Source organism: Nocardioides sp. CPCC 206348 (assembly GCF_048654705.1).
Classification (GTDB): Bacteria; Actinomycetota; Actinomycetes; order Propionibacteriales; family Nocardioidaceae; genus Nocardioides.
The window spans coordinates 6,357-6,628 of record NZ_JBMCZA010000214.1 but is presented as its reverse complement, the minus strand read 5'-3'; the positions used below and the strand labels follow the sequence as shown (position 1 = coordinate 6,628).

At 76.1% G+C, this 272-nt stretch carries 1 protein-coding gene; it reads left to right on the top strand.

What is annotated here, in order from left to right:
- Positions 1-5: 5 nt before the first annotated feature.
- Positions 6-272 (top strand): hypothetical protein (locus ACOADB_RS22760; protein WP_378604035.1); only part of this gene is annotated, 267 nt, incomplete at its 3' end.

Here is a 272-nt window from a genome sequence, read left to right as displayed (position 1 = left end):
CCCCCATGACTTCAGCGCTGCCCCGCGTCGCCGCGGCCGCACTCACCGCCGTGCTCGCCGCAGCCACCCTGCTGCCAGCGGGTACGGCGAAGGCCGCGCCCGCCCAGCCGGCGGACCGTGTCGCGGCCGCACCGCTGCCCCAGCTGCCCCAGGTCGCGCCGACGCCCTGGAGGCCGCGGCCCGAGCAGTACAAGGCCACCGTCACCACCCGGGACATCCCCATCGTGATGGATGACGGTGTCGTCCTGCGGGGAGACCTGGTCCGACCGGCC